Source organism: Mesorhizobium sp. M4B.F.Ca.ET.017.02.2.1 (assembly GCF_003998955.1).
GTDB lineage: Bacteria > Pseudomonadota > Alphaproteobacteria > Rhizobiales > Rhizobiaceae > Mesorhizobium > Mesorhizobium abyssinicae.
This window is the reverse complement of sequence record NZ_RZOF01000095.1, coordinates 1-18494: the sequence shown is the minus strand read 5'-3', so window position 1 is coordinate 18494 and position 18494 is coordinate 1. Positions and strand designations below refer to the sequence as shown.

At 64.5% G+C, this 18494-nt stretch carries 21 protein-coding genes and 1 pseudogene; 12 read left to right on the top strand and 10 right to left on the bottom strand.

Annotated elements, in window-relative coordinates; all coding sequences use genetic code 11:
* The 3 genes from hemB to EN738_RS14200 form a co-directional block, all read left to right on the top strand.
* Window positions 1-816: porphobilinogen synthase (hemB, locus tag EN738_RS14210; RefSeq protein ID WP_127284232.1), on the top strand; the 816-nt coding region annotated here is incomplete at its 5' end.
* A 6-nt stretch (window positions 817-822) separates the two neighbouring features.
* On the top strand, window positions 823-1800 hold the full coding sequence (locus EN738_RS14205; protein ID WP_127284231.1) for a cobalamin biosynthesis protein CobT: 978 nt from the start codon (window positions 823-825) through the stop codon (window positions 1798-1800).
* 127 nt (window positions 1801-1927) lie between these two features.
* Entirely contained in the window at window positions 1928-2575 is a 648-nt protein-coding gene (locus EN738_RS14200) for a dihydrofolate reductase family protein (RefSeq protein WP_127284230.1), read from the top strand.
* A 188-nt stretch (window positions 2576-2763) separates the two neighbouring features.
* On the opposite strand, the gene ppk2 is transcribed toward EN738_RS14200, so the two are convergent.
* A complete protein-coding gene (gene ppk2, locus EN738_RS14195; protein ID WP_127284229.1) occupies window positions 2764-3684 on the bottom strand; it encodes a polyphosphate kinase 2 in 921 nt (306 codons plus the stop codon).
* Window positions 3685-3884: 200 nt separating this feature from the next.
* Here ppk2 and EN738_RS14190 point away from each other — a divergent pair, with 200 nt between their 5' ends.
* Window positions 3885-4928, top strand: a complete 1044-nt coding sequence (locus EN738_RS14190) for an aldo/keto reductase (protein WP_127284228.1) — start codon at window positions 3885-3887, stop codon at window positions 4926-4928.
* A gap of 12 nt (window positions 4929-4940) precedes the next feature.
* Here the strand turns inward: EN738_RS14190 and EN738_RS14185 are convergent, their stop codons facing one another.
* Window positions 4941-5912 carry a glycosyl transferase family 90 gene (locus tag EN738_RS14185; protein ID WP_127284227.1) on the bottom strand — a complete coding sequence of 324 codons (972 nt, stop codon included), beginning with the start codon at window positions 5910-5912 and terminating at the stop codon, window positions 4941-4943.
* 184 nt (window positions 5913-6096) lie between these two features.
* Here EN738_RS14185 and EN738_RS14180 point away from each other — a divergent pair, with 184 nt between their 5' ends.
* Window positions 6097-6243: a hypothetical protein gene (locus tag EN738_RS14180; RefSeq protein ID WP_127284226.1), complete on the top strand. Its 147-nt coding sequence runs from the start codon at window positions 6097-6099 to the stop codon at window positions 6241-6243.
* Window positions 6244-6268: 25 nt separating this feature from the next.
* Here EN738_RS14180 and EN738_RS14175 read toward each other — a convergent pair whose 3' ends face one another.
* Both EN738_RS14175 and EN738_RS14170 read right to left on the bottom strand, forming a co-directional pair.
* A complete protein-coding gene (locus EN738_RS14175; RefSeq protein ID WP_127284225.1) occupies window positions 6269-6529 on the bottom strand; it encodes a DUF982 domain-containing protein in 261 nt (86 codons plus the stop codon).
* Between the two features lie 58 nt (window positions 6530-6587).
* Window positions 6588-7253, bottom strand: a complete 666-nt coding sequence (locus tag EN738_RS14170) for a GntR family transcriptional regulator (RefSeq protein WP_127284224.1) — start codon at window positions 7251-7253, stop codon at window positions 6588-6590.
* A gap of 116 nt (window positions 7254-7369) precedes the next feature.
* Between EN738_RS14170 and EN738_RS14165 the strand changes: the two genes are divergently transcribed.
* Entirely contained in the window at window positions 7370-8623 is a 1254-nt protein-coding gene (locus EN738_RS14165) for a multidrug efflux MFS transporter (protein WP_127284223.1), read from the top strand.
* A gap of 36 nt (window positions 8624-8659) precedes the next feature.
* Window positions 8660-9034 (top strand): DUF423 domain-containing protein, encoded by a 375-nt coding sequence (locus tag EN738_RS14160; protein WP_127284222.1) that lies wholly within the window; start codon window positions 8660-8662, stop codon window positions 9032-9034.
* Between the two features lie 9 nt (window positions 9035-9043).
* Here the strand turns inward: EN738_RS14160 and EN738_RS35480 are convergent, their stop codons facing one another.
* Window positions 9044-9193, bottom strand: coding sequence for a hypothetical protein (locus EN738_RS35480; protein WP_187331415.1), 150 nt, complete (start codon window positions 9191-9193; stop codon window positions 9044-9046).
* A gap of 58 nt (window positions 9194-9251) precedes the next feature.
* The gene (locus EN738_RS35475) at window positions 9252-9395 is read right to left on the bottom strand and encodes a hypothetical protein (protein WP_189340463.1); all 144 of its coding nucleotides are present in this window, start codon (window positions 9393-9395) and stop codon (window positions 9252-9254) included.
* Window positions 9396-9570: 175 nt separating this feature from the next.
* Between EN738_RS35475 and EN738_RS14155 the strand changes: the two genes are divergently transcribed.
* A complete protein-coding gene (locus EN738_RS14155; protein ID WP_127284221.1) occupies window positions 9571-10647 on the top strand; it encodes a substrate-binding domain-containing protein in 1077 nt (358 codons plus the stop codon).
* A gap of 3 nt (window positions 10648-10650) precedes the next feature.
* Here EN738_RS14155 and EN738_RS14150 read toward each other — a convergent pair whose 3' ends face one another.
* Entirely contained in the window at window positions 10651-11865 is a 1215-nt protein-coding gene (locus EN738_RS14150) for an OpgC family protein (protein WP_127284220.1), read from the bottom strand.
* A gap of 198 nt (window positions 11866-12063) precedes the next feature.
* On the opposite strand from EN738_RS14150, the gene EN738_RS14145 reads away from it, so the two are divergent.
* Window positions 12064-12723: an alpha/beta hydrolase gene (locus tag EN738_RS14145; RefSeq protein WP_127284219.1), complete on the top strand. Its 660-nt coding sequence runs from the start codon at window positions 12064-12066 to the stop codon at window positions 12721-12723.
* A gap of 19 nt (window positions 12724-12742) precedes the next feature.
* On the opposite strand, the gene sthA is transcribed toward EN738_RS14145, so the two are convergent.
* The gene (gene sthA, locus EN738_RS14140) at window positions 12743-14131 is read right to left on the bottom strand and encodes a Si-specific NAD(P)(+) transhydrogenase (RefSeq protein WP_127284218.1); all 1389 of its coding nucleotides are present in this window, start codon (window positions 14129-14131) and stop codon (window positions 12743-12745) included.
* A 189-nt stretch (window positions 14132-14320) separates the two neighbouring features.
* On the opposite strand from sthA, the gene EN738_RS14135 reads away from it, so the two are divergent.
* From EN738_RS14135 to EN738_RS14125, 3 genes are all read left to right on the top strand, one after another.
* Window positions 14321-14791: an RDD family protein gene (locus tag EN738_RS14135; protein WP_127284217.1), complete on the top strand. Its 471-nt coding sequence runs from the start codon at window positions 14321-14323 to the stop codon at window positions 14789-14791.
* A gap of 140 nt (window positions 14792-14931) precedes the next feature.
* Window positions 14932-15696 (top strand): arginyltransferase, encoded by a 765-nt coding sequence (locus EN738_RS14130; RefSeq protein ID WP_127284216.1) that lies wholly within the window; start codon window positions 14932-14934, stop codon window positions 15694-15696.
* A gap of 132 nt (window positions 15697-15828) precedes the next feature.
* Window positions 15829-16725 (top strand): EamA family transporter, encoded by an 897-nt coding sequence (locus EN738_RS14125; RefSeq protein WP_127284215.1) that lies wholly within the window; start codon window positions 15829-15831, stop codon window positions 16723-16725.
* On the opposite strand, the gene EN738_RS14120 is transcribed toward EN738_RS14125, so the two are convergent.
* Together EN738_RS14120 and EN738_RS14115 are read right to left on the bottom strand one after the other, a co-directional pair.
* Window positions 16713-17918: an AI-2E family transporter gene (locus tag EN738_RS14120; RefSeq protein WP_127284214.1), complete on the bottom strand. Its 1206-nt coding sequence runs from the start codon at window positions 17916-17918 to the stop codon at window positions 16713-16715. The genes EN738_RS14125 and EN738_RS14120 overlap by 13 nt on opposite strands.
* 335 nt (window positions 17919-18253) lie before the next feature.
* Window positions 18254-18494 (bottom strand): annotated as a pseudogene (locus tag EN738_RS14115) (DNA topoisomerase IV subunit A); the annotation flags it as partial.

The window sequence follows — 18494 nt, the reverse complement described above, 5'->3', positions numbered from 1 at the left end:
TCGCTCGACCTCGCGGTCAAGGAGGCCGAGCGTGCGGCCAAGCTCGGCATTCCGGCGATCGCCACTTTTCCCAATGTCGAGCTTTCGCTGCGCGACCAGACCGGCTCGCACATCCTCGACCCGGAAAACATCATCAACCGCGCCACCCGCGCCATCAAGCATGCGGTGCCGGAGATCGGCATCATCACCGACGCCGCGCTCGATCCGTTCACCAGCCATGGCCATGACGGCATCCTGCGCGACGGCATTATTGTCAATGACGAGACCGTGGAACAGGTGGCGGCGGCAGCCGTCATCCAGGCTGCAGCCGGCGCCGACATCATCGCGCCGTCGGACATGATGGACGGCCGCATCGGCGCCATCCGCGACGCGCTCGATGCCAATGGTTTCCAGGACGTGGCGATCATGTCCTACGCGACGAAGTTCGCCTCCGCCTTCTACGGCCCGTATCGCGAGGCGGTGGGCACGGCCGGCCTGCTCAAGGGCGACAAGAAGACCTACTATCTCGACCACGCCAATTCGGACGAAGCGGTGCGCGAGGCCGAGCAGGACCTCGCCGAAGGCGCCGACATGCTGATGGTGAAGCCCGGCCTGCCCTATCTCGACATCATCCGCCGGCTGAAGGACGAGCTGCAGATGCCGACCTTCGCCTATCAGGTGTCGGGCGAATATTCGATGATCAAGGCGGCCGCCGCCAATGGCTGGATCGACGGCGAGAAGGCTATGCTGGAATCGCTGCTTGCGCTGAAACGCGCCGGCTGCGACGGCATCCTCACCTATTTCGCGCCGGAAGTGGCAGCGATGCTGAAGGGATAGCCGACATTGCTGCGGGGGCTGGGCAAGCATCTCAAATCATTGTTCGTTGCCACCCCACTCGGCGATACCACTACGCCGGGCTATCACGCCTACGTCACGCTCCATGACTGGATTGTGCCGAGTTCCAAGCTGTCCAGTGCTATCGGGCCGCTTTCGGGAAAGCATCAATCCGCGCTCGACACCGCATGGGCCGAACTGGAGAACGGCCTGGCGGGCTGGAGGACGAAACATCTCATTCAGGCGGCTGATCTCGCCGCGGGAATCCGCAACGGCCCGTCGGCGCCCGACCTCGCCAATACCGTTGTTTCCATTCTCGTCGATCACTCCGGATCGATGCGCGGCCAAAAAATGCTCTACGCCGCCGCTTCCGTCGACATTGCACAGGAGTTCCTGAGGACGCTAGGCATCAAGGTCGAGCTCCTGGGCTTCACCACGCGCGCCTGGCGCGGTGGGTACTCACGGCAGACCTGGGATGCAGATGGCCGGCCCAAAAATCCGGGCAGGCTGAACGACCTGCTTCATATCGTTTATCGGGAGGCCAACGATATGCGTCAGGGCAGTATCGGTCATGCTCTCAAGGTGATGTTGCGGCCGGACCTGCTCAAGGAAAATATCGACGGCGAGGCCATCGAATGGGCAGCCGACCGGCTGCGGAAACGTCCCGAGCGCCGGAAAATATTGCTCGTCGTGTCGGACGGGGCGCCGGTCGACGATTCCACGCTTCACGCAAATGGCCCTCGCTATCTCCAAGACCATCTCTTTCAAGTGGCGGTGCAACTGGAGACAGCCGGAGACGTTGAGTTGCTGGCGGTTGGTTTTTGTTCCTATGTCGACAACTCCTATCGAGTGTCAACGAATTGCGAGGCACCCGATGAGCTCGGCAGAACCATGTTGATGGCATTGCAGCGCCAGCTTGTCGCCGGTGGAACGATGTCTGCCAGTGACACGGCTGACGAGGTTGGTAGTTCGCCGTCGCCGAACTGATCATTCTCCTGAACTTGCCGGGGCGCGATCCGCATCCATCCGCGCACCAGATACCGCTTGCAATACGCAATCAGTTAGGCTAACCACTAACTGCTTGCAAATTACAACTGGTTATGAAGGAGGTAGCATGTCGAAACTTCGTGTCAATGCTTTCACCCTGTCGCTCGACGGCTTCGGGGCCGGCCCTGACCAGGATCTCGCCAACCCGCTCGGTATCGGCGGCGAGAACCTCCACAAATGGATGATCGGCACCCGCTTTTTTCGCAAGGTTGTGATGGGCCAGGACGGCGGCACCACCGACACCGACGACGCGTTCGCGGCGCGCAGCTTCGAGAATGTCGGCGCCTGGATCCTCGGCCGCAACATGTTCGGACCGATCCGCGGCGACTGGCCGGACGACAGCTGGAAAGGCTGGTGGGGTGACAACCCGCCCTATCACGTGCCGACTTTCGTGCTCACGCACCACAAACGCGCGCCGATCGAGATGGAAGGTGGGACGACGTTCTATTTCGTCACCGACAGCATCCATTCGGCGCTGGAACAGGCCAGGGAGGCGGCCGCCGGCAAGGATGTGCGCGTCGGCGGCGGCGTTTCGACCGTCCGGCAGTATCTGCAGGAGCGGCTCATCGACGAGATGCACCTGGCGATATCGCCGGTGCTGCTCGGCAAGGGCGAGCATCTTTTCGCCGGCCTGGACATGCCGGGCCTTGGCTACCAGTGCACCGAGCAGGTGGCGACGCCACTCGCTACGCATGTGGTGATTGAGCGGGCGTGATTACAGCTCTTTCTCCCCGTTCACGGGGAGAAATGCCCGGCAGGGCAATGAGGGGCAGCGCTGCCGGTTGGAGATTGGCGATAAGCCGCTGACCGCGAACTAAGGCTCAATCGCTGGCGTCGGCGCTGCCCCTCATCCGCCCTTCGGGCACCTTCTCCCCGTGAAACGGGGAGAAGGAAAAAAGGTGCTCAATACTTCTCCGGCACGTAAAGCTCGCGCGGCAGCACCTGGCGCTCGTATTCGGGGTTGAAGACGCGCTCCGGCAGCGTGATCTCCTCATGCGGCACCTCCTCATAGGGAAACTGCTGCAGGAGATGGTCGATGCAGTTCAGCCGGGCGCGCTTCTTGTCGTTGCCTTCGACGATGAACCATGGCGCCTCGGGAATGTTGGTGCGGGCGAAGGTTTCTTCCTTGGCCTTGGTATACTGCTCCCAGCGCACGCGCGATTGCAGGTCCATCGGCGACAGCTTCCACTGCTTCATCGGATCATGGATGCGCATCAGGAAGCGCATCTGCTGCTCCTCGTCGGTTATCGAGAACCAGTATTTGACCAGGGTGATGCCGGAGCGCACCAGCATGCGCTCGAATTCCGGCACGTCGTGGAAGAACTCTTCGACCTGGTCCGGCCCGGCGAAGCCCATCACCCGCTCGACGCCGGAGCGGTTGTACCAGGAGCGGTCGAACAGCACGATCTCGCCGCCGGCCGGCAGATGCGGCACGTAGCGCTGGAAATACCATTGCGATTTCTCGCGCTCGGTCGGCGCCGGCAGCGCCACGACACGGCAGATGCGCGGATTGAGCCGCTGCGTGATGCGCTTGATGACGCCGCCCTTGCCGGCGGAGTCGCGGCCCTCGAAGACCACCACGACCTTCTTCTTGTGATAGGCCACCCAGGACTGCAGCTTGATCAGTTCGGACTGGAGCCGCAGCAAGTCTCGGAAATATTGCATGCGTTCGATCGAGGGCGGATGCGACTCCTTGTAGATCTTGGCGATCTCGAGCGACAGCGCCGGCTCCGATATCTCGAGCTCGTAGTCCTCGTCGAGCGTGTCGGCGAGTTCGGCTTCCAGCCAGTCCCTGGCTCCGGAATTCGGTTTCAGTTCGCTCATCGTGCTTCTCCGTTCGCCATCCTGAGCCGACTTCAATAAAGGCCGGCAATGACGGTTTTATTGCAATGCCGCTGCTGCAGATGTGATCGACCGGTCGCCGCGATGGGGCGACAAGCCGAGCAACTTGTCCTACAAATAGGCTGTCCTATTCGGGCTGCCCATTCGTGGCGCCTCTCTCAATGCGATTGCGAGGATCTCAAATGGAATACCGTACACTCGGCCGTTCCGGGCTGAAGGTTTCGACATTGACGCTCGGCACCATGACATTCGGCGGCGCCGGCGCCTTCGCGGCGGTCGGCAAGACCGACCTCAAGGAAGCAAGCCGGATGATCGACCTCTGCATCGATGCCGGCATCAACCTCATCGACACCGCCAACGTCTATTCGAACGGGATTTCGGAAGAGATCATCGGCGAGGCGCTCGGCGGCAAGCGCAAGGACGATGTGCTGATCGCCTCCAAGGCGCGCATGCGCATCGGCAAGGGTCCCAATGACGAGGGCCTGTCGCGCCACCACCTGATCCGCGAGTGCGAGAAGAGCCTGAAGCGGCTGAAGACCGACGTCATCGACATCTACTTCCTGCACGAATGGGATGGCGTGACGCCGCTCGAGGAAACGGTCGCCGCGCTCGACACGCTGGTGAGCCAGGGCAAGATCCGCTACGTCGGGTGCTCCAACTATTCCGGCTGGCAGGTGATGAAGGCACTCGCCATCAGCGACAGCAGCCACCAGCCGCGCTTCGTCACCCAGCAGATCCACTACACGCTGGAGGCGCGCGAGGCAGAATACGAACTGCTGCCGATCTCGGTCGACCAGGGGCTCGGCGTGCTGGTGTGGAGCCCGCTCGCCGGCGGGCTGCTCAGCGGCAAATACGACCGCAACAGTCCGACCGCCCGCCAGATCGGCGGCTGGTGGGAACCGCCGATCCGCGACGAGGACCGGCTGTGGCGGATCGTCGACGTGCTGGTCGACATCGGCAAGGCCAGGGGCGTGTCCGGCGCGCAGGTGGCGCTCGCCTGGCTGCTCGGCCGGCCGGCGGTGTCGTCGCTGGTGATCGGCGCCCGCAGCGAGGCGCAGCTCAAGGACAACATCGCCGCCGCCAGCCTGACGCTGTCCTTCGATGAGCGGGCGCGGCTCGACGCCGTCAGCCGGCCGCCGGTTCTCTACCCCTATTGGCACCAGCAGCTGACGGCCAAGGGCCGCTTCGGGCCTGCCGACCTGGTGCTCGACCGCAGCGACGTCTGATCGCCGGAAGGGTCAGCCGGTTATGAAACGCCAGACCTCGGGATCCGGTTTGACCTGGCCGCCGAGCACGAAATATTTGTAGAGGACGAGCAGCGAGATCGCCTGCTCGTCCCGCTCGTTGCGGAACTTCTGGCAATAGGCATTGGCGGCGGCGACGATGCGTTCGGCCTCGGCCGGGTGCTTTTCGAAATAGGCCACCCGGTCGGCGAGATCGGAGAAGTCGGGGGCCAGCGGCACATAGTGGACATCGGCCCTGACCTCGCTTTCGGCGAACCAGGTCTCGTAGGTCGGCGGCGGCATCAGGCAGAGCGAGTTCGAGCTCATGATCCATTTGAGGTTGGTCGCGACATCGTTGCCTTCGAGCGAGACGATGTAGCGGTAGCGCCGCTGCTCATCGATGGTGAGATAGGGTTTTTGGTATTCGGCCTTGGCCTCCTTCTTCGGCGTCCCGACATCGCAGATCGGCAAGTCGCGCACGGCATCGAGGAACCGCGTGCGGATCGGGTTGTTGAGATCGCCGCGCCAGACCACGAGCGGACGCTTGTCGGCGAAGGGCTGCCGGTCGGCCGGCAGCTGGAAGTGGCGGAACTTGTCCAGCTTCATCAGCACGGCATTGCCGTTGCCGTCCGTGATCGGCCGGTCCTTGACGATCGCCGGCATCTTTGGGACGTCGATGACATCACCGAATTCGAGATCGATGAGCAGCGCCGGATCGAAATAGCGGGCAAATTCCTTGAGGTCGTAATAATACATGCTCGGAGAAAACGGCATGCGACTGACCGGCACCGCGGCCGGGCTCGGCGCGAAGGGCCGCTCCAGCCTGTTGTAGTAGTTCACCCGCTCGCGGACCGAGCCGTCCGACCGCCGTGTCTGCTCCAGCCATCCCGCCAGCCGGCGACGGAACAGCGCCTGCGGAGCGAGGTCGCGCGCGAAGTTGCGCGCGTAGTAAAACACCTTGGCGGCGGTTCGGAGAGGCGTGGCCATCGGTCCGTCGTTTCAATCAGCCTGGCGCTGGCGCGCAGATTTCTCCTACACCATTGTGCCGCCTGTCTTGCAAGCCCCGAACCGAGGGCGGGATCATTGTCCGCCTATTCTTGCTTCAGCCGTTGTGTTTGCGCTCCAATGCTCCTAGGCAGGACGTCAAGTCCCGCAGTTGAAAGGAAGCGATATGGCGCGAGCACCGAACTACGGTCAGGAACGCAAGGAGCGCGATCGCCAGAAGGCCGCCAAGAAGGCCGAGAAGCTGGCGGCCAAGGTCGCCGCCAAGGAGCGTTCGAAGCCCGCGGACAAGACGGAAGCGGAAACGGCCAAGTAACAATGCAGTCAGCAGGCCGCGTCGCTTATGCGGAGGCCTTGTCGCTGACGAAGACATTCACTTCGCGGGCGGCCGCGATGAAGGCGCGCCTCGCATTCATCGCCGGCTTGTCGCCGGCCAGAGCGTCGTGGCAGGCCTGCAGCGCTTCGCGGTGTTTGGCGCTGCGCTTGCCGGGCCAGCTGTTGAGCAGATAGTCGGAAGCCTCGCGCGCGCTGCGCAAGAGCTGATTGGTTCCCGCCGTGGCCGACTTGACGGTCACGGGTATTTCAAACCGGTTGTTTTCCATCGCCGCTCTTACGCCATCGGCGCACGCGAAGCGAGAGCCAAAGCGAACTGAATCGCGATCAGGCGGCGACGACGGCGAAGCCCCTGGCGCGCAGGCCGCGCCGGTCGTCGCGCAGCGACGTCACCAGCCGGTCGCGGCTGCCGACGATATGGGTTGAAAGCAGCCCCGCCGCCTCGTCGGCATCGCCTGCCCGCACGGCGGCCAGCACCGCATGGTGCTCCGCCCAGGCGCGGCCAAGTGCCGCCTCGTCGCGCACCTCGAGCCAGCGGGCGCGCGACAGCCTGGTCATCGCATCGCGGACCGCCCGGAACAGGAAGTCGTTGCCGGAAAGCCTGGCAAGCTCGATGTGGAAATCCATGCCGACGCGGTGCCATTCCTCGCGCGCTGTGGCGGCATCGCAGGAGTCCAGCATCGCCTCGATGAGATCGATGGCGCTCTTGCCCTCCAGCGCGCAAGTAAGCCGGATAGCGGCCACCTCTACCGCCTCGCGATAGACGGCGATCTGCTCGAGCTCGGCGAGGTTGATGGGCGAGACGGTCCAGCCGCGCCCGTCGCGGCAGATCAGGCCCTCGGTCTCCAGCCGCAGCAGCGCCGCCCTGACCGGGGTGCGCGAGGCGGCGAAGCGGCTTTCGATCCAGCGCTCGGTCAGGCGCTCGCCGGGCCCGATCTCGAGGCCGAGGATCATTTCGCGAAGCTGCCGTTCGACGCTCTGCATCTGCGACATGGCGGTCTCGTTGGTAACGGTCGATTGACAGCGACAGGGTTGAGGTTCATGACGGATACCAGCTTGGTATCCCAAATTGGCATCCGCAACAATCCCCCTGACCGGGCAGGCATGACATGAGCGAGCACGGCAGCGAGCACGGCGGCTACAATGTCCACTGGCGACGCAATCTCGCCGTCTGTTTTGCTGGCTCGTTCAGCACGCTCATCGCCATGACCCTGCTGTTGCCCTTCCTGCCGCTCTATGTCGAGCAGCTTGGCGCCGAGGGCCATGCGGCGATCGTGCAATGGTCGGGCATCGCCTATGGCGCCACCTTCCTTGCGGCGGCACTTGTGGCGCCGCTGTGGGGACGGCTCGGCGACCGCTACGGCCGCAAGCTGATGCTGGTGCGGGCCAGCTTCGGAATGGCCATCTGCATGTCGCTGACCGGCATGGTCGAGACCGTCTGGCAGCTGGTGCTGCTGCGTCTCCTGATCGGCTTTGCCGGCGGCTATTCGTCGGGCTCGACCATACTGGTCGCCATGCAGACGCCGAAGGAGCGTTCCGGCTGGGCGCTGGGCGTGCTGTCGGCCGGCATCACCGCAGGCTCCCTGGTCGGCCCGCTGCTGGGCGGCGCATTGCCGCCGGTGATCGGCATCCGCGCCACCTTCCTTTTGTCGGGCGGCGTCATCTTCCTCGCCTTCCTGGCGACGACTTTTCTCATCAAGGAGACCCCTCGCCCACCGGCCGCCAAAACCAAAGCTGCGTCAAAGCCGAAAAGCGGCTGGTCGCAGATCCCCGACAAGCGGCCGGTCGCCGCCATGCTGGCGACCGGCATGCTGCTTGCCTTCGCCACCATGTCGATCGAGCCGATCATCACCGTCTATGTGCAGCAGCTGATCGAGGACCAGAGCCGGGTGACGCTGGTCGCCGGCGTCGTCATGTCGGCGGCGGCGCTCGGCGCCATCCTGTCGGCCTCGTGGCTGGGCAGGCTGGCCGACCGCATCGGCCATTGGAACGTCGTGATCGCGGCACTTGGCGTTTCGGCCCTGCTGTTGATCCCGCAGGCCTTCGTCACCGCGGGCTGGCAGCTGATCGGCCTGCGCTTCCTGATGGGGCTGGCGCTGGGCGGCCTGTTGCCCTGCATCACCAGCGTCATCCGCCACAACGTTCCCGACGGCGTCGGCGGCAACGTGCTGGGCCTGTCGATCTCGGCGCAGTATGTCGGCCAGGTGGCCGGGCCACTGCTCGGCGGCTTCGCCGGTGGCCATTTCGGCATGCGCTCGGTTTTTCTGGGCACGTCGGTGCTGATGGCCGGCGGCGCGGTCTACAACTGGATTGTCCAGTCGCGGCGGGCAAGGCATATGGTGCTGGAACCCGGCAAGCCCTGAGCGGCCTGCGTATCGCTCGCTACGACGGAGACATCCATGAGCTTGGCCGAACACCCGGCAAAAACCGGCAGCCGCATCCTCGTTCTTGCCGGCGGCCTTTGCGGCGCGGCGGGCGTGGCGCTGTCGGCCGCGGCGGCGCATCTCGGCGGCGCCTTCGTCGGCACGGCGGCGTCCTTCCTGCTGATGCATGCGCCGGTCTTCCTCGCCGTCGGGCTGATCGGCGCCGGCCGCCCCTTGCGAATTGCGAGCCTGCTCCTGCTTGTCGGTCTGGTGCTGTTCTGCGGCGATCTTCTCGCCCGCGACTTCCTGGGATCGCGGCTGTTCCCGATGTCGGCGCCGATCGGCGGCACCTTGCTGATCGCCGGCTGGCTGGCGATCGCGGGATCGGCGCTGATCCAGAACCGGCCCTGAGGTCGGGAATCAGTCCTGCCGGCGCTTGCGTCTTGCCAACCAGTCGCGGTTGCGCACCGCCGGCCTCGTCAGGCGCCGCCGTTCGGGCCGGTCGCTAGCGGGTGAGATGCCCCAGTAGTTGCGATAGATGTCCTCGAACAGATGGCTTATCGGATGCATGACTGTTCTCCCGAAAATTGAATCGATCCAATTAACCGATACAGAAAAAGCGGACCGATCAGCCGCGCCTACGATCCACGATAAAGCGCAGCTCGCGCTTCCATGGACTTGCCTTGCCGCGGCGCCTTTCGCTGAGCGTGGCCGAGGCAATGCCCCAATCGTTGCGGTAGACGTCCTCGAACAGAAAGTTGACCGGATGCATGGCACCCTCCTTTTCAACCTGCTCCATCGGCCGAATTGCCGATTGGATCGATTCAAGAATACGCCGCCAGGCGATAGAGTCAAGCAATATTTGAATCGATCCAAGAAAAATGATAGATGGACCGGAGATCGATCCCCGTCCATGTATTGCAGCGCTAGAGGTTCGGAGAACTGACATGGCAGCACTCGTCGAAGGCCAGGCACGACCCATCCGGCTCGCCGATATCGCCAAAGCCGCCGGGGTCTCGCACGGCACGGCCTCCAACGTCTTCAGCCGGCCGGAGATCGTGCGCGCGGAAGTGCGCGAGCGGGTAAAGGCGGTGGCGGAAGCGATGGGTTATGCGGGTCCCGACCCCAAGGGCCGGCTGCTGCGCGCCGGCAAGGTCAACGCCATCGGCGTCTGCACCACAGAGCCGCTCTCCTATTTCTTCGACGATCCTTTCGCCCGTGTGATGATGGCCGGCATCTCGCAGGCATGCGACGCCACCGGTGCCGGGATCGCGTTGGTGTCAGCTCAGAATGACGAGAAGCTCGCCTGGAACATCCAGAGCGCCCTGGTCGACGGCTTCATCCTGTTCTGCATCGAGGGCGGTCCTCGCCTCGTCGAATTGACGCGCGAACGCAGGCTTCCCTTCGTCGCGCTCGCGATCGGCTTCGATGACGACACCATCTCGATGATCGGCATCGACAACATCGCCGGCGCCAGGCTCGCCGCGCGTCATCTCGGCGAACTTGGGCATCGCCGCTTCGCCGTCCTGTCGCTGCCTTTCGTCGATGGCAGCACCGGTCTTGTGACGCCCGGGCTGCTCGGGACGGCGCTCTACACGGCAACGCGCGACCGGCTTGCCGGCTATTTCGAGGAGCTTGCCCGCTTCGGCGTCGATACCACCAGGGTGCCGGTCTACGAGACCGAAAACGAGGCGGCCACCACCAGGGCCGGCCTCGAGGCCATCTTCGCCAGCGGCAAGCCGCCCACCGCGATCCTGGCCATGTCGGACCGGATGGCCATGGTCGCGATCGACTGGCTGACGGAGCGCGGCCTGAACGTCCCGGGCGACGTCTCGGTCGTCGGCTTTGATGGCGTGCCGGATGGCCTGCTGAGCAGACCTCAGCTCACCACCATCGTCCAGCCGATCACCGAGATCGGCCGTCGGGCGGCGCGGATGATCCTCGATTTCGATGGCGCGGTGCGGCGCGAGATGCTCGGCGTCGAACTCGTCATCAGGGCATCGACCGGGCCGGCGAAGGCCTGATCCTCAGCGATTGCCAGCGGCCATCGGCTGGGCGACGAACGTTGGTCGCGCCGGCGCCTCGCCGCGGACCGGCTTCCGGCCCAGTAAACCGATGCCCGACAGCCATTCGAGATAGAAGGCGAGCGCGAACTGCATGGCGATGCCGGCCGATATCAGCAGCGTGTCGTAGGCAAAGCCGCCCGGATTGATCAGCTTCAGCACCTGCGCCACCATGGCGAGAACCGTGCCGGCGATGAACACCGGCAGCGAGCGCTTGCCGAGGATGGCCAGCGGATGGTCGGTGCTGGTGCGGAACAGGTTCGAGACCGCCGGCAGCGCGACGATCAGATAGCTCACCGCCAATATGTGCAGGAGCCTGGGCAGCGACAGGAAGGTCTTGTCGAAGCCGGTCAGCACCACCGGCAGGTCGAGCCAGGATATGCGGCCCCAGAGCGGGCTGTGCACCCAGACCAGCGCCGTCAGCACATAGGCGGCGGCAGCGCCGACCAGCCAACGATTGACCGGAATGGTTCCGCCGCGCCTGACATGCAGCATGGCGGCCAGGCCGATGTTGAACAGGAATTGCCAGGACAGCGGATTGAGGAACCAGAAGCCGGGCTCCGGATAGTTCGGCGGCGCGATCTGCCAGATGCCGGCGATCAGCCACAGGGCAGCCGACAGTACAAGCGCCGGCACCGGCCTGTAGCTGATCAACAGCAGGAAGACCGGCGCCAGCAAAAGCAGCACCGCATAGACGGGCAGGATGTTGTTGTAGCCGAGCTGGTGGCCGAGCGTGACGATGCCGACCAGCACCTCCGGCGTGTTTTTCATCAGCGGCTCGATGTTGATCAGCTTCAGCAGCTCCGGCCGCCGGGCGAACACCGCTGCGGCGCAGAACAGCGCCATCACCACCATGGTCGTGACGATGTGGGCGGCATAGAGCACGCCGGCGCGCCGCCACATTTTCAGCGTCGCCAGCAGCCGGCCGCCGGGCTGGAATTTGCTGCCGTAGGCGAGCGCCACCGACATGCCGGAGATCAGCACAAAGGCTTCGGCCGCGTCCGAGAAGCCGAAATTCTTGTAGGTCAGCGTCTCGAACATTGTGCCAGGCACATGGTCGATGAAGATGGTGAGCAGCGCGAGCGCGCGAAACACGTCGATACGCGTGTCGCGATCGTGGATACGCGTATCGCGATCGTGGATACGTGTTTCCCGTCCGGGCGAAACTGGCATGGTCATCGACAAAAGGCCTCAAAGCTGGTCGTTCATTCGGGCAATGCGACCCCCGGCGCACCGCTTTGATTCCTCCCGTGAGAGGGAGTGTATCGGCGCAGAAACGGACTGAAGTAAGCCTGGTTCAATCAACTTTCGCGGAGCAAGAAAATAATCCGTTTTGAAGCCGGCAAATCAATGAAACAGCCATGAAATCAAAAGGATATGAGCGTGCCTGAATATACTGACGATGGCGGCGTCTTCTATGACTTGAGCTTCCTCCATCGCTTCATCAAGCCATCCGGCGCAAGCGGCGAATGCCTGTTCCTGCTGCATGGATCCGGCGTCGATGAAACCACGCTGGTACCGCTTGCGAGACAGATCGCGCCCAGGGCAGCGCTGGTCGCGGCGCGCGGTCGAATCCCGCAAGAGGACGGCTTTCGCTGGTTCGAGCGGATCACGCCGACCAGCTTCGAGCAGACCAGCATCCGCACGGAGACGGACACCTTCGCCACCTTCGTTGCCGAGGCGACGAAGCGCCACGGGCTCGATCTCTCCCGCGCGGCCTTCCTCGGCTATTCGAACGGCGCCAATCTGGTCTCGAGCCTGATGCTGCTTCATCCCGGTCTGGTCCGGCGGGCAGCACTCCTGCGGCCGATGCCGGTGCTCGACGAGGCACCGCCGACGGATCTCGGCGGCACTAAGGTGCTGATGATCGCCGGCGCCGCCGACCTCACCTACGGCCCGTTCGCGCCGGCGCTGGTGACGCTGCTAAGCCAGCGCGGCGCCACGGTCGATGCTCGCATCGTTGCATCGGGACATGAGATCGGCGACCCGGACGCGGCCATCGTCAGGCAATGGCTGGCGGATCCGGCCGTGGCGTGAGTGGACTAGGACCGGAGCCCTATCCCTTCCCCATCCGGTTCCAGGCATCGAGCCCGGCGATCTTGTAGGCTTCGGCCAGGGTCGGGTAGTTGAAGGTGTTGTTGACGAAGAAGTCGACCGTGCCGCCGAGATTGATCACCGCCTGGCCGATATGGATGAGTTCAGTGGCGCCCTCGCCGACGATGTGGGCGCCGAGCAGCCGGCGCGTTTCGACCGAGAACAGCAGCTTCAGGAAGCCCGAGTTGACGCCCATGATGTGGCCGCGCGAGGTTTCGCGGAAGCGCGCCACGCCGACCTCGTAGGCGGCGCCGCTTTCGCGCACCTGCTCCTCCGATTGGCCGACGGTGGAGATTTCGGGCACAGCGTAGATGCCGTAGGGAAAGGTTTCCGGCGGCGGCGGCAACAGCACGCCGAAAGCGTGGCAGGCGGCCACCCTGCCCTGCTCCATCGAGGTCGAGGCTAGGCTCGGGAAGCCGATGACGTCGCCGGTGGCATAGATGTTGGGCACGCTGGTCTGGAACGTGTTCGCGTCGACCTTGATGCGGCCCCTGGAGTCGGACTCGATGCCGACCACGTCGAGGCCGAGGCTGCCGAGATTGCCGCTGCGGCCGGCGGCATAAAGCACGATCTCGGAGCGGATGGTGCGGCCATCGGCAAGGGTGACCTCGGCATAATCGGGCTTTGAGGTGATCTCCTTGACCGTGCTGCCGAGGCGGATGGTCATGCCGCGATCGCGCATCTGATGGATGAAGTCGTCGACGATCTCGCGGTCGACGAAATCGAGGATGGTGTTGCGCGGCTCGACCAGCGTCACCGGCACGTCGAGGGCCGAAAAGATGGTGGCGTATTCGACGCCGATGACGCCGGCGCCGATCACAGTCAGCGTGCGCGGCAGCCGGTCGAGCTCCAGCATCTCGTCGCTGTCGAAGACGCGGGTCTTGTCGAACGGCACGTCGCGCGGCCGGTGCGGCCTGGTACCGACGGCGATCAGCGCATTGGCGAAGCCGACCTCGCTATAGTCGCCATTGTCGCTCGTCAGGCTGACCTTGTTGGGGCCGAGGAATTTCGCCGTGGCGCGCGAACTCTTGACCGCGTTGCGCATGAACTGGTGCTGCAGCACCTCGACCTCGTGGTCGAGCGTCTTGTGCAGGCGCTCGACGAGGTCGCTGACCGAAATGTCCTGCTTGACCCGGTAGCCCCGTCCGTAGAAGCCGCGCTCGCGCCAGCCGGAAAGGTTGAGAACCGTCTCGCGCAGTGTCTTCGACGGGATGGTGCCGGTGTGCACCGAGACGCCGCCGAGGCGCCGGCCCCTGTCGACCACCAGCACCGATTTGCCGAGCTTGGCGGACTGCACCGCGGCGCGGCGCCCCGAAGGGCCGCTGCCGATGACCAGCATGTCATAGTCCATAATACCCCCGTCCCCTCGGCGTCTTGTTGCGCCGCAGCAAGCTAACGCCATCCTTGCCGTGAATTCAACCGCTCGAGCGACCTCCGCACGTCGCACCCCGACCGACGATCTTGATTCCGCCATCGGCTTTCACCATTTCAATGGCGGATCGCCCGCACCCTATCGCGGGCCCGGTTACGAGGGCATGACATGAACGCGCGTGTACTTGACGGCGAAATCATTACCAGTAAGCTCGACGACGTCAGGGCCTATGACGGCGTGCGCACCCGGCGCATCCTTGCCTGCCTGATCGACTATCTGATCATCGGACTGCTCACCATTCCCTTCGCCATCCTGGTCGCAGTCCTCGGGCTGCTGACGTTTGGCCTCGGCTGGATGCTTTTTTCGGTGCTCGTGCCGGCGGTCGCCGTTCTCTACATCTGGAACACGCTGGGCAGCGCCGACCAGGCGACCACCGGCATGAAGCTGATGGGCATCCGGCTCGACCGCCTTGACGGCACCCGCATCGACGGGCTGACCGCTGTCGTGCATTCGGTGCTGTTCTGGGCCGGCAACGTCATGCTGACGCCGCTGGTGCTCCTGGTGACGCTGTTTTCGGACCGCAAGCGCACGCTGCACGACCTGCTGCTTGGCACGGTGGTGAGCCGTACAGATCGCTGAAACAGCATTTTCGAGGGCGAACGCGGGCGCTTATGCGCAATTATGAAGGCCCTCAGTCAGCCACCGCTCCACAATCCTGTTGAATTTTTCGCCGGTCGGGCCAAAGGTAAGGCGATTCGTAGGAGCGTTTCCCGGAATCCATGACGCAGCACCCGACCCAGTCGCCGCAGTTCTTCCTGACCGCGCCGTCGCCGTGCCCGTATCTGGAGGGCCAGTTCGAACGCAAGGTGTTCACTCACCTCGTCGGCGACAAGGCGCCCGAGATGAACGACCTGTTGACGCAAGGCGGTTTCCGGCGCTCGCAGAACATCGCCTACCGGCCCGCCTGCGAGACCTGCCGGGCCTGCGTGTCGGTGCGCATCCTGGCGCAGGAATTCACCGCCAGCCGCAACATGAAGCGGGTGATCCAGCACAATGCCGACCTCGTCGGGGCCATGCACGACGCGCAGCCGTCGACCGAGCAATACTCGCTGTTCCGCGCCTATCTCGACGCCCGCCATCGCCGCGGCGGCATGTCGGACATGACGGTGCTCGACTACGCCATGATGGTCGAGGATACCCACGTCGACACCAAGATCATCGAATACAGGCGGCGCGGCCCCGACACCTTCATCACCGGCAAGGGCCAGGGCGAGCTGATCGCGGTGGCGCTGACCGACAAGATGGCCGACGGGCTGTCGATGGTCTATTCCTACTTCAATCCGGACTTCGAGGACCGCTCGCTCGGCACCTTCATGATCCTCGACCATATCGCCCGAGCGAGAGCCATGGGCCTGCCCCATGTCTATCTCGGCTACTGGGTCAACGGCTCGCGCAAGATGAGCTATAAAATGCGCTTCATGCCGCAGGAGCATCTCGGCCCGAAAGGCTGGGAACGCTACGAGCACGAAGCGGTCACGCGCTGACTAACCCTTTCCAAGCCCGACCTTAAAACTGTTTCAAGCAGCGGGATGCTGGTCTTGCCGCCGAACGGCGAGAGAATGCGCTATCGCGCCGCCGGCCGTCCGCCTGCAAATTCCATTGCGAGAATTGCCGACATGTCCTCCAACCACGACCACCAGAAAGGCCTTCTGCTCACCGCCATCGGCGGCATGACGCTGACCGTCGACATCCCGCTGATCAGGCTCGCCCATGGCGAGGCATGGACGATCCTGTTGCTGCGCACCGGCACCACTTTCCTTGCCGGACTTGTCATCTGGGCGGTCTGGCGCTCGCTGAGCGACCGGGCGCCGCAACTCGTTCCCGGCCGGGCGGGGCTTGCGGTGGCGACGCTCTACGGGCTCGGCTCGATCGCCTTCATCACCGCCGTCTACAACACCTCGACCGCCGACCTCGTCTTCATCCTCGCCTTCACCACCATGTTCTCGGCGCTGCTGTCCTGGCTGTTCCTGAAGGAACGACCACGGCCGCTGACGCTGGCGGCACTGGCGCTGATGATCGTCGGCGTCGCCATCATCGTCGGCGACTCCATCGGCAACGGATATCTGTTCGGCGATGTCATGGCCCTGTGCTCCGCGCTCTGCGTCGCCTGCGCGATCACCATCTCGCGCGCCAGCGGCAAGGACATGGGCTTCACCTCGCTCATCGGCGTGGTGCTGCCCTTCAGCGTCGCCGCCGTCATGGTCTCGAAGACCGGCTTTCAGGTGGACGCGCCGTGGTGGATCATCTTCAACGGCGCGGTGATCATGCCGATCTCGTTCTTCTGCCTGGCCAACGGGCCGAAATACATCTCAGGGCCGGAAGTGGCGATGTTCTACCTGTTGGAAACGGTGCTGGCGCCGGTCTGGGTGTGGATGATCTTCTCCGAGACGCCGTCGCGCAACAGCCTGATCGGCGGCGCGATCCTGATCGTGACGCTTGTCGGCCATTCGCTGTGGCAATTGCATGAGGGGCGCAAGCGCCGCGCCACGCTGGCGGTCAGTCACCCGGTCTGAATCTTCTTCTTTTCGGCGGCGATCTCGATCTGCGGCGGGCCGTCCTTGGTCTCCGCAAGCGCCGTGGCAGCGGAATCGTCCATCAGCTCGACCTCACGCAGCCACTCGCGCCAGATCGCGACCAAGAGTGCCATCAGCACCGGGCCGATGAACAGGCCGAGGAAGCCCATCGTCTTGACGCCGCCGATCAGGCCGAAAAAGGTCGGCAGGAAAGGCAGTTTGATCGGCCCGCCGACCAGCTTGGGGCGCAGCGTCTTGTCGACGATGAACAGCTCGACCGCGCCCCAGGCAAAAAGCGCCAGGCCCGCCATTGGCGAGCCGCTGGCGGCAAGGTAGATCGATACCAGCGTGAAGGAGAGCGGCGCGCCGCCGGGGATCAGCGCCATGATGCCGGTCAAGGCGCCGAGCGTCACCGGCGACGGCACGCCGGCCAGCCAGTAGGCGACGCCAAGCACCACCCCCTCGCCGATGGCGATGATGGTCATGCCGGTGACGGTGGACGAGATCGTCGCCGGCACCACGCGCGAAATCCGCTCCCAGCGGGTCGGCAGGATGCGCTCGCCGAGGCGGTCGACCTGCGCGGCGAAATGTTCGCCATCGCGATAAGCGAAGAACAGCGCGATCATCATGAACAGCAGCGTCAAAAGCAGGCCGAACGCGCTGCCGCCGGCGGCGAGCGCGCCGCGATAGATGCTGCCGATATTGGCGCCGCTGACCAATTGGATCAGTTCGCCGATGCCGCCCGGATGGCCGAGATTGGTCGTCCACTGCTCGTTCAGCCATTCGCCGACGATCGGCATGGTGGCGATCCAGTGCGGCGTCACCGCGCCGTGGCGGTTGGTTTCGATCGCCCAGCCGACCCATTCCCGGACCTCGTTGATGGCATAGGTGCCGGCAAGCGCGATCGGCACCACCAGGAAGGTGAGGATGAAGAGGATGGCGAAGGTGGCGGCGATGGTGCGGTTGCCGCCGACGGCGGCCAGCAGGCGGCGGTAGAGCGGCCAGCTGGCGAAAGCGATGACGAGGGCGGCCAGAACCGGGAACAGGAAGCCGTGGAAGAAATAGACGCCGGCGGCGACGATCAGCACCAACAGCCAGCGCGCCGCAGACAGCGGCGGGATGACGGCGGCCCTGAGCGGCGTCGACAGGCCGAACAGCCGCTGCCCCGGTTTCTGGATCTCGGTCTGCTTCAAGCGCGCGTTTCTCCCCTGCCCCCGGGTTTGCCTGTGCACCATCATAGTGCAGCAATCGTGACGATAGTCCAAATGATTGGGCGGAGGTCTTCCTTCTCCCTTGCGGGGTGAGCAGCCGGTTCGCCGAAGGCGAATTCATCGTGCCAGTGGCACGGTGAAAGGCCAGCGAACGCCGGGACGCCGCGAAGCAGCGGGGACCCGGCCGGGGTGGATCGGCCACCGCCCGGCCCTTCGCAGGCTCAGGGCGTTCGAAGCTCGAAAAGCCAAGCAATTGGCTTTTCGTCCGCTAGCGCGGACCGCTTCTCACCCCGCAAGGGGAGAAGGAGAGGCGCGCGCTAGCCGAACTTCCCCGTCCTCGGGAAACCCTTCGGCACCATGCGGCCGGCGGCGGCGCGGGCGCCGATCCATTCGGCCAGCTCCTCGCGCGAGCGGATGAAGGTGCGGTCGGCCGAATCCTGCCAGCTGAGGCCGGTTTCGAGCGAGAAGGGCTTGATGTCCAGCACGCCGCCATCCTTGTACTTCTGCAGGCGCACGCCCTTGCCGCGCCCCATCTCCGGGATCTCGGCGAGCGGGAAC

Coding starts and splice junctions, on each gene's coding strand:
- EN738_RS14160 (WP_127284222.1), top strand. CDS start 8,660: ATGAGCTTGGCCGAACACCCGGCAAAAACCGGCAGCCGCATCCTCGTT.
- EN738_RS14180 (WP_127284226.1), top strand. CDS start 6,097: ATGGCGCGAGCACCGAACTACGGTCAGGAACGCAAGGAGCGCGATCGC.
- ppk2 (WP_127284229.1), bottom strand. CDS start 3,684: ATGAGCGAACTGAAACCGAATTCCGGAGCCAGGGACTGGCTGGAAGCC.
- EN738_RS14170 (WP_127284224.1), bottom strand. CDS start 7,253: ATGTCGCAGATGCAGAGCGTCGAACGGCAGCTTCGCGAAATGATCCTC.
- EN738_RS14185 (WP_127284227.1), bottom strand. CDS start 5,912: ATGGCCACGCCTCTCCGAACCGCCGCCAAGGTGTTTTACTACGCGCGC.
- EN738_RS14145 (WP_127284219.1), top strand. CDS start 12,064: ATGAGCGTGCCTGAATATACTGACGATGGCGGCGTCTTCTATGACTTG.
- EN738_RS14135 (WP_127284217.1), top strand. CDS start 14,321: ATGAACGCGCGTGTACTTGACGGCGAAATCATTACCAGTAAGCTCGAC.
- EN738_RS14190 (WP_127284228.1), top strand. CDS start 3,885: ATGGAATACCGTACACTCGGCCGTTCCGGGCTGAAGGTTTCGACATTG.
- EN738_RS14130 (WP_127284216.1), top strand. CDS start 14,932: ATGACGCAGCACCCGACCCAGTCGCCGCAGTTCTTCCTGACCGCGCCG.
- EN738_RS14200 (WP_127284230.1), top strand. CDS start 1,928: ATGTCGAAACTTCGTGTCAATGCTTTCACCCTGTCGCTCGACGGCTTC.
- EN738_RS14125 (WP_127284215.1), top strand. CDS start 15,829: ATGTCCTCCAACCACGACCACCAGAAAGGCCTTCTGCTCACCGCCATC.
- EN738_RS14165 (WP_127284223.1), top strand. CDS start 7,370: ATGAGCGAGCACGGCAGCGAGCACGGCGGCTACAATGTCCACTGGCGA.
- EN738_RS35475 (WP_189340463.1), bottom strand. CDS start 9,395: ATGCATCCGGTCAACTTTCTGTTCGAGGACGTCTACCGCAACGATTGG.
- EN738_RS14155 (WP_127284221.1), top strand. CDS start 9,571: ATGGCAGCACTCGTCGAAGGCCAGGCACGACCCATCCGGCTCGCCGAT.
- EN738_RS14150 (WP_127284220.1), bottom strand. CDS start 11,865: ATGACCATGCCAGTTTCGCCCGGACGGGAAACACGTATCCACGATCGC.
- EN738_RS35480 (WP_187331415.1), bottom strand. CDS start 9,193: ATGCATCCGATAAGCCATCTGTTCGAGGACATCTATCGCAACTACTGG.
- sthA (WP_127284218.1), bottom strand. CDS start 14,131: ATGGACTATGACATGCTGGTCATCGGCAGCGGCCCTTCGGGGCGCCGC.
- EN738_RS14175 (WP_127284225.1), bottom strand. CDS start 6,529: ATGGAAAACAACCGGTTTGAAATACCCGTGACCGTCAAGTCGGCCACG.